Annotated in this window: 8 protein-coding genes and 1 pseudogene; all 9 read left to right on the forward strand. The window is 66.3% G+C overall.

Annotation, left to right across the window (positions count from 1 at the left end):
• Positions 1 to 107 precede the first annotated feature (107 nt).
• The gene (locus DBR23_RS12100) at positions 108 to 1,025 is read left to right on the forward strand and encodes a dihydrodipicolinate synthase family protein (RefSeq protein WP_108498409.1); all 918 of its coding nucleotides are present in this window, start codon (positions 108 to 110) and stop codon (positions 1,023 to 1,025) included.
• A 34-nt stretch (positions 1,026 to 1,059) separates the two neighbouring features.
• A complete protein-coding gene (locus DBR23_RS12105) occupies positions 1,060 to 1,995 on the forward strand; it encodes a 4-hydroxyproline epimerase (RefSeq protein ID WP_108498410.1) in 936 nt (311 codons plus the stop codon).
• Between the two features lie 28 nt (positions 1,996 to 2,023).
• Positions 2,024 to 3,139, forward strand: a complete 1,116-nt coding sequence (locus tag DBR23_RS12110) for an FAD-binding oxidoreductase (protein ID WP_108498411.1) — start codon at positions 2,024 to 2,026, stop codon at positions 3,137 to 3,139.
• Positions 3,140 to 3,162: 23 nt separating this feature from the next.
• The gene (locus DBR23_RS12115; RefSeq protein WP_199227689.1) at positions 3,163 to 3,423 is read left to right on the forward strand and encodes a 2Fe-2S iron-sulfur cluster-binding protein; all 261 of its coding nucleotides are present in this window, start codon (positions 3,163 to 3,165) and stop codon (positions 3,421 to 3,423) included.
• The gene (locus DBR23_RS12120; RefSeq protein ID WP_233250415.1) at positions 3,420 to 4,787 is read left to right on the forward strand and encodes an FAD/NAD(P)-binding oxidoreductase; all 1,368 of its coding nucleotides are present in this window, start codon (positions 3,420 to 3,422) and stop codon (positions 4,785 to 4,787) included. Before DBR23_RS12115 ends, DBR23_RS12120 begins: the two co-directional genes overlap by 4 nt.
• Positions 4,788 to 4,937: 150 nt before the next feature.
• Positions 4,938 to 5,573, forward strand: a complete 636-nt coding sequence (locus tag DBR23_RS12125) for a TRAP transporter small permease (protein WP_108498412.1) — start codon at positions 4,938 to 4,940, stop codon at positions 5,571 to 5,573.
• A gap of 37 nt (positions 5,574 to 5,610) precedes the next feature.
• The gene (locus tag DBR23_RS12130; RefSeq protein WP_108498413.1) at positions 5,611 to 6,876 is read left to right on the forward strand and encodes a TRAP transporter large permease; all 1,266 of its coding nucleotides are present in this window, start codon (positions 5,611 to 5,613) and stop codon (positions 6,874 to 6,876) included.
• 58 nt (positions 6,877 to 6,934) lie between these two features.
• Positions 6,935 to 7,954, forward strand: a complete 1,020-nt coding sequence (locus DBR23_RS12135) for a TRAP transporter substrate-binding protein (protein WP_108498414.1) — start codon at positions 6,935 to 6,937, stop codon at positions 7,952 to 7,954.
• A 67-nt stretch (positions 7,955 to 8,021) separates the two neighbouring features.
• A pseudogene (locus DBR23_RS12140) lies at positions 8,022 to 8,180 on the forward strand (GntR family transcriptional regulator); the annotation flags it as partial.

Consider the following 8,180-nt stretch of genomic DNA (forward strand, 5'->3'; position numbering starts at 1 on the left):
CCTCCGATCCATGCGCCAACGAATGCTGAAAAATTCGCTTGCGCACTTTAAATATCTTGTTAATATATTAATAACTGCAACCCACCCACCGATCCAAGGAGCCCCTCGTGAACCCACAACCCCGCTGGCAAGGCATCTTCCCTGCCATCACCACCAAGTTCCACGCCGACGAGTCCATCGACGCCGAGGGCACAGCCCGCCACATCGACTTCCAGATCCGCAACGGCATCCACGGGCTGGTCACCTGCGGTTCTCTCGGCGAAGCCAGCACCCTCACACTGGAGGAAAAGCTCCAGGTTGCCAAGATCGCCCTCGAAGCCGCTGACGGCCGCGTACCAGTGCTCGCCAACGTGTCCGAAACCAGCACCCGCGAGGCACTGCGCTACATCGACGGCGGCAACATGCTCGGTGTCGCCGGCTACATGGTCATGCCCTCGGTGATCTACGTGGCCGACGCCCGCGAGGCCATGGCCAATGTGCGCGCCATGGCGGGTGCCGCCCAGCGCCCCCTGATGGTCTACAACAACCCTGTGGCCTACCGCGTGGACCTGAAACCCGAGCACATGGTGGAGCTGGCCGACTGCGAGTGGATCGCCGCCATCAAGGAAAGCACCGGCGACATCCGCCGCATCACCGACCTGCGCAACACTGTGGGCGACCGCTACCAGCTCTTCCTGGGCGTGGACGACCTAGCTTACGAAGGCCTGGCCCTGGGATGCGACGGCCTGCTGGCCGGCGTGGGCTGCGCCTTCCCGCGCGAAACCGTGGCGCTGTACGACCTGATGAAAGCGGGCAAATTTGCCGAGGCGCTGCCGCTCTACCAGTGGATGACGCCCATGCTGCACCTGGATGTGTCCAACAAGCTCGTGCAGAACCTCAAGCTCATCGATGCGCTGGTGGGTGTGGGCACCGAACACATGCGCCGCCCCCGCCTGCCCCTGGTGGGCGACGAACGCGCATTTGTCGAGAGTGTGGTGCGCAAGGCCCTGGCCACGCGCCCTACAAAATACCAGTCTGTCGCCTGAGACACTGAGCGCCCTACTCCACCACCACAGCACCATGCAACGCATCCACGTGATCGACTCCCACACGGGCGGCGAGCCGACCCGGCTTGTCATCGACGGTTTCCCGGACCTGGGCACCGGCACCATGGCCGAACGGCGTGCGCTGCTGGCCGAGCGCCACGATGCCTGGCGGGCAGCCACCGTGCTGGAGCCGCGTGGCAGCGACGTGGTGGTGGGGGCGCTGCTCTGCGCGCCGCAAGATCCCGCCAACGCAGCGGGCGTGATCTTCTTCAACAACAGCGGCTACCTGGGCATGTGTGGCCACGGCACCATCGGGCTGATCGCATCGCTCGCCTACCTAGGCCGCATCACCCCTGGCGAGCACCGCATCGAAACCCCGGTGGGCACCGTCACCACCACCCTGCACACCGATGGCTCGGTCAGCGTGCGCAACGTGCCGGCCTACCGGCTGCATCATCAGCTGGCGGTGGACGTGCCCGGCCATGGCCGCGTGGTGGGCGATGTGGCCTGGGGCGGCAACTGGTTCTTCCTGATCTCCGACCACGGCCAGCGCGTAGCCAGCGACAACCTAGAGGCGTTGATGGCCTACAGCTGCGCCGTGCAGCAAGCCCTCAAAGACCAGGGCATTCGGGGCGACAACGGCGGCGAGATTGACCACATCGAGCTGTTTGCCGACGACGACCAGGCCGACAGCCGTAACTATGTGCTGTGTCCCGGCAAGGCCTATGACCGCTCGCCCTGCGGCACGGGTACCAGCGCCAAGGTGGCCTGCCTGGCGGCTGACGGCAAGCTGGCACCGGGCGCACTCTGGCGCCAAGCCAGCATCATCGGCAGCCAGTTCGAGGCCAGCTACACGCTGCAGGACGATGGCAAGGTCATCCCCACCTTGCGGGGCCGCGCGCACATGAGCGCCGACGCTACTTTGCTGATTGAAGACAAGGACCCCTTTGGCTGGGGCATCCGGCTTTAACCCGACCCTGCTGCTGCACCCGCGCCCCATGCAACACACCGATGTCTTTGTGATTGGCGCTGGCATCGTGGGTGCCGCCTGCGCCCATGCGCTGGTGTTGGCAGGGCTGTCGGTACGCGTCATCGATGCGCGCCTCGGCGGTGCCACGGCGGCGGGCATGGGCCATCTGGTGGTGATGGATGACAACCCGGCAGAACTGGCGCTGAGCCAGACATCGCTGGACCTCTGGCACACCTGGGCACCCCTCATGGATGCGGGCTGTGCGTTCACGCCCTGCGGCACGCTCTGGCTGGCCGCCAACGATGCAGAGCTGCAGGCGGCCCATGACAAACGCAGCACCCTGCAAGCACATGGAATCGCCTGCGACATGCTCGACGCGGCCGCCCTGTCCCGCGCAGAACCCGCACTGCGCCCCGGTCTGGCGGGTGCGCTCAAGGTGCAGGGGGACAGCGTGGTCTACGCCCCGCGCGCAGCCCAGTGGCTGCTGGACCAGGCCGCAGCCCACGGACACCTTGTGTTGGAGCAGGCTGAAGCGATGCAGATCGACGGCCACACCGTCACCCTGCGGGACGGAAGCCAGCGCAGCGCCGGCGCCATCGTGCTGGCCAGCGGCATCCAAGCCCCGCAGCTGTGCCCCGGCCTGCCGCTGCGCCCCAAAAAGGGCCACCTCGTCATCACCGACCGCTACCCAGGCACCGTGCACCACCAGTTGGTGGAGCTGGGCTACATCACCAGCGCGCACCACAGCGACGGTACCTCCGTGGCCTTCAACGTGCAGCCCCGGCCCACAGGGCAGTTGCTGATCGGCTCGTCGCGCGAGTTCGACACCACCGACCCCGCCGTCAACAACGCCGTGATGGCGCGCATGCTGCAACGGGCACTCGACTACCTGCCAGGCCTGGCCGACCTCAACGCCATCCGCACCTGGACCGGCTTTCGCGCCGCCACGCCAGACAGCCTGCCGCTGATTGGCGCACACCCCGAACACCCGCACCTCTGGCTGGCCGTGGGACATGAAGGGCTGGGGGTGACCACCGCCCCGGCCACCGCGCAGTTGCTGGCGGCCCAGATCGCAGGGGGCGCCCCGGCGATCGACCCCACGCCCTTTGCACCTGGCCGCTTTGCAGGTCTGAGCACACCATGACCTCATCCAGAACACCCGCCCTGGTGCACATCGTGATGAATGGCACTCCCCTTCAGGTGCCCGCAGGGACCAGCGTCGCCGCCGCGCTGGCGCAGCAAACGCCAGGCACTACACGCACCTCGGTCACCGGCGCGGCGCGGGCACCGCTGTGTGGCATGGGGGTGTGCCACGAATGCAGGGTCCGCATCCACGGCCGCACACGCCTGGCGTGCCAGACGGTATGCACCGAGGGCATGTCGATTCACACCGATGTCGGCACAGCACCCGGGAGCGCCACGCCATGAACCAGCCCGTGACCCCATCCATGACCGAGCAACACTCGGCGCACGAGCGCTGCGACATCCTCATCATCGGCGCAGGCCCTGCAGGTTTGGCCGCTGCCCTCACTGCCGCACCCAGCGGGGCCGCGATCACCATCGTGGATGACAACGCGCAGCCCGGCGGGCAAATCTGGCGCGATGGCCCCCAGGTGGTCTTGCCCGCCCTGGCGCAACAGCACCGCGCGGCGCTGGCCCGGCACACCAACATCCGCCTGCTGCCTGGCACCCGCGTGGTGGGCCTGGGTGATTCCCAACCCGGCGACAAGGCCCCGGCCCTGCTGCTGGAAGACGCTGACCGGGGCTGGACCCAGCACAGCCACCGCATCGTGCTGTGCACCGGAGCCCGCGAGCTGTTGCTGCCCTTCCCGGGCTGGACGTTGCCCGGTGTGACGGGTGCAGGCGCGTTGCAGGCCCTCATCAAGGCAGGGCTTGACGTGCGCGGCCAGCGCATCGTCATTGCAGGCACAGGCCCTCTGCTGCTGGCCGCTGCCGCCACAGCCAACAAAGCGGGTGCCACCGTGGTGCGCGTGGCGGAGCAGGCGCCGTGGAGCGCGCTCGCTGGCTTTGCAGCGCAACTGCCGCGCTGGCCTGCCAAGGCGTTGCAAGCCCTCACGCTGCTTCACCCGCAGTTGCGCGCCAGCAGCCATGTGCTGGAAGTCCAAGGCACCACGCAGGTGCAAACAGTGAGGCTGCGCAAAGGCCAACACGCCGAAGAAACCATGGCCTGCGACCGCGTGGCCTGCGGGTTCGGGCTGGTGCCCAACACCCACCTGGGGCAGATGCTGGGCTGCGCGCTGGGCGGGCCGTTGAGCGGTGGCCAGGGCCTGGCTGTCGATGCACAGATGCGCACCAGCGTGCCCGGTGTATTCGCCGCAGGTGAAGCCACCGGCTTTGGCGGCAGCGAACGTGCACTGGTTCAGGGCGCCATGGCAGGACATGTGGCAGCGGGACAGGTGCAACAGGCCCAGGCGCTGCGTCCGCAGCTGGCACGCTGGGAGCGCTTTGCGCAGGCGTTGCAGGCTTCTTTTCCACTGAACGGAGCACTCAAAACCCTGGCGCAGCCCGGCACCCTGGTGTGCCGCTGCGAAGACGTGCCCTACGCTGCACTGGCCGATCGCAACGGCTGGATCGATGCCAAGCTCCACACCCGCTGCGGCATGGGCGCGTGCCAGGGCCGCATTTGCGGCGCTGCCGCACAGCACCTGTTTGGCTGGACGCCTTCGCCCCCACGGCATCTGCTGGCGCCCACACGCATTGGCACGCTGGCCGCCCGCACGCCCGCGGCCACCACCAGTGCTCAGCGCGAGCCCGCAGCTCCTTCGGGCTGACGCGCGCGCAGCCGTTTTCCCCCGTCCTTCCTTTCAGGGCTTACCCGCACCCAGCAGGCATCCATCTTGCTTTTAAATATATTTGTTAGATATTAAAAAGCAGAAAGCTTTTTCTTTCATCGCCGCGCCCTCCTCCTCAGGAACCCCATCATGCCCACACCCACCAGTCCACCCGCCCCGCACTCTCCGGCGCCGCGCGCTCCCGTCCGCTGGGTGCTGGCGTTGTCCACGCAGGTTCTGCGCATGGAGCGGCATCTGCTCACCGCCCTCATGACGTTGCTGGTGCTGCTGATCCTGCTCAACGTCGTCACGCGCTACACCGGCATGCCCATCTACTGGGTGGACGAGGCGGCGGTCTACACGGTGGTCTGGCTGACCTTTGTGGGCGCCTCGGTCATGACGCGGCTGCGCATGGACTTTGCCGTGACCATGCTCACCGACCACCTCGGCGCGCGGGGCGCCAAGGCATTCAAGGTGTTGGCCACGTCCGGCGTGCTGCTGTTTGGCCTGGCCATGCTGGTGATGTGCTGGGTGTGGATGGACCCCATCGGGATTGCGCGCTACGGCTTTGACGCCAAGGAGTTTGCGGCCGAGAGCTTCAACTTCATCTACACCGAGCGCACCCAGACGCTGAACTGGCCCACCTGGGTGCTGCAACTCATCCTGCCGATCTTCTCGGCCACCTTCAGCGTGCATGCACTGGCCAACCTGCTCGAAGACATGGGCGCCGCAGAGCGTGTGCAGCACGCGGGCTTCGACGTAGTCAACGCCGACGCCGTGAACTGAACGCCCCTGCGCCCGCAAAACCCACCAGAGCCCGACCATGATCACCACCCTGTTCTTCCTCGCCGCCTTGATGGTGGGTGTGCCCATCGGCGTGTGCCTGTGCCTGTCAGGCGCGGTGTACATCCTCAGCATCGGCAGCCCGGTGCTGTTCCAGTCGTTCCCCATGCAGATGTTCGGCGGGGTGGACAGCTATGGCCTCATCGCCATCCCGCTGTTCATCCTGATTGGCGAGATCATGAACAGCGGCGGTATCACGCGGCGGCTGGTGGACTTGTCGATGGCCATCATCGGCTCGGTCAAAGGGGGGCTGGCCTACGTGAACATATTGGCCAACATGCTGGTGTCGTCGATCATTGGCTCGGCCACCGCACAGGTGGCCATCATGTCGCAGGTCATGGTCCCAGAGATGGAAAAGCAGGGCTATGACAAGACCTTTGCGGCCGGACTCACGGTGTATGGCGGCATGCTGGGGCCCATCATTCCGCCCTCGGTGATGTTTGTGGTCTACAGCGTGCTGGCGCAGGTGGCCGTGGGCGACATGCTGATTGCGGGCATCTTGCCCGGCGTTCTGCTCACGCTGCTGTTCTTCATCGTGATCGCCCTCATGGGCTTCATCTACGACTACCCGCGCAGCGAAAAGCGCACCCTGGCCCAGCGTGCGCGCACCGTGGTGCAGGCCAGCCCCACGCTGCTGATCCCCATCATCATCGTGGGCTCCATCCTGAGCGGCCTGGCCAACCCCACCGAATCGGCCGCCGTGGGCGCGCTGGTCTCGGCCCTGGTGGGCCGCTATGTGACCAAGGAGTTCCGCTTCAGTGCGATGCCCGCCATCCTGCTGCGCTCGGCCATCTACTCGGCCATCGTGCTGTTTCTGGTGGCGGCGGCAGCCGTGTTCTCGTGGCTGCTGATCTACGGCAAGGTGCCGCAGATGGTGGCCGCCTGGGTGCAGACGGTGGCGCACGACCCGATCACCTTTTTGCTGCTCACCAACGCCATCCTGCTGGTCATCGGCACCGTGATCGACGGCATCCCCGGCCTCATTATGACCGCGCCCATCCTGCTGCCGATTGCCACCGAGGTCTATCACATCGACCCGCGCCATTTTGGGGTGGTGATCGTCGTCAATCTGGTGCTGGGGCTGATGACGCCACCCGTGGGCCTGAGCTTTTTTGTCGCGTCGGCCGTCACCGGGGCCAAGCCCGGAAAGATGTTCATCGTCACCTTGCCGTTTTTCATCATCAGCTGCGTGGCGCTGGTGATGCTGTCGCTGTTCCCCAGCCTGTCGCTCGGCCTGCTCAAGTAGGCCGTCGAGCAACAGATCCCCCGTCCCCCTCCCAAGGTTCTTTCACACGGAGTTCACCATGACGACCACGCCCGCCCACACTGTCACCCGCCGCCATTTCATCCAGCGCCACGCCGTGGCCGCTGCCACCGTCACGGGGCTGGGCTTTCCAGCGCTGGTACGTGCAGCCGATGCCAAGGAGTTTCGCCTGGGGCTGATCACGCCTGCGGGCCACTCCTGGAACCGCGCCGCGCTGCAGTTTGGCGAGGCACTCAAGAAGGAAACTGATGGCCGACTGAGCGTCACGGTCTTCCACTCGGGCCAGCTGGGCAACGAGGCCGCGATGATGCAGCAGCTGCAGTCCGGCGCGCTCGACATGGGCTGGATCCAGGCGGCCGAGCTGGGCTCGCGCGTGTCCAGCATCGCGGCGATCAATGCTCCGTACCTGGTGCGCTCCACGCCTGCCGTGGCCAAACTCGTCAAACACCCATCTGCCACCAAACTGCTCGAAGTGCTGCCGCGCGAGACCGGCACCATCGGCCTGGGCTGGGGCATCACCGGCATGCGCGCCGTGTTCTCCACCAAGGACATCGCCGTGCCCACCGACATCAAGGGCATGAAGCTGCGCATCAACCCCACGCCGGTGTACCGCGACTTCTACCAAATGCTCGGCGCCGCGCCCACACCCATCCCCACGCCGCAGGTGTTTGATGCCATGAGCAACGGCCAAGTCGACGGGCTGGAGGCGGACATCGAGTTCTCGTGGAACCAGCGCTTCGACAAGGTAGCCAAGACCCTGCTGCAGATGAACGCCCTGTTCATGCCGTTCGCGCCGCTGGTCTCCGGCCGCATCTGGCAAGGGCTGGACGCCAAGGACAAGGACATCATCCGCAAGCTGGTGGCCCAGTCGCTGGATGCGCAGATCAACGACATCGTGACCACCGAGGCCGGGCTGATCGAGAAGTTCAAGGGCACGTCCATCGCCTTCAAGACGGCATCGTCCTTCAACCCCGACGGCATCATCCAGGAGTTCGACAAGCTGTGGCTGCCCAAGGCGCCGCAGATTGCCGAGCTGCGCAAGGCGGGCGCAAGCCTCTGACAGTCCGCAAGGGTCACCGGGGCCGCATCCCATAAGATGCGGCCTCCCGCAACGTCCTTCACTTCCGATGACACTCCGCCGCCCCTCCCCCCAGCAAGACCCCGCGCCCAAGCGGCGCGCGGCGGACGTGGCCTACGACGCCATCGAGACCATGATCTCCACGCTGCAGCTGCAGCCCGGCAGCCCCGTGGTGGAGGCCGAGATCGCCGAAAGCACAGGCCTGGGC

Source organism: Acidovorax sp. HMWF018 (genome assembly GCF_003061035.1).
In the GTDB taxonomy this organism is placed as follows: Bacteria; Pseudomonadota; Gammaproteobacteria; order Burkholderiales; family Burkholderiaceae_C; genus Acidovorax; species Acidovorax delafieldii.

Coding starts and splice junctions, on each gene's coding strand:
- DBR23_RS12110 (WP_108498411.1), top strand. CDS start 2,024: ATGCAACACACCGATGTCTTTGTGATTGGCGCTGGCATCGTGGGTGCC.
- DBR23_RS12105 (WP_108498410.1), top strand. CDS start 1,060: ATGCAACGCATCCACGTGATCGACTCCCACACGGGCGGCGAGCCGACC.
- DBR23_RS12135 (WP_108498414.1), top strand. CDS start 6,935: ATGACGACCACGCCCGCCCACACTGTCACCCGCCGCCATTTCATCCAG.
- DBR23_RS12130 (WP_108498413.1), top strand. CDS start 5,611: ATGATCACCACCCTGTTCTTCCTCGCCGCCTTGATGGTGGGTGTGCCC.
- DBR23_RS12125 (WP_108498412.1), top strand. CDS start 4,938: ATGCCCACACCCACCAGTCCACCCGCCCCGCACTCTCCGGCGCCGCGC.
- DBR23_RS12120 (WP_233250415.1), top strand. CDS start 3,420: ATGAACCAGCCCGTGACCCCATCCATGACCGAGCAACACTCGGCGCAC.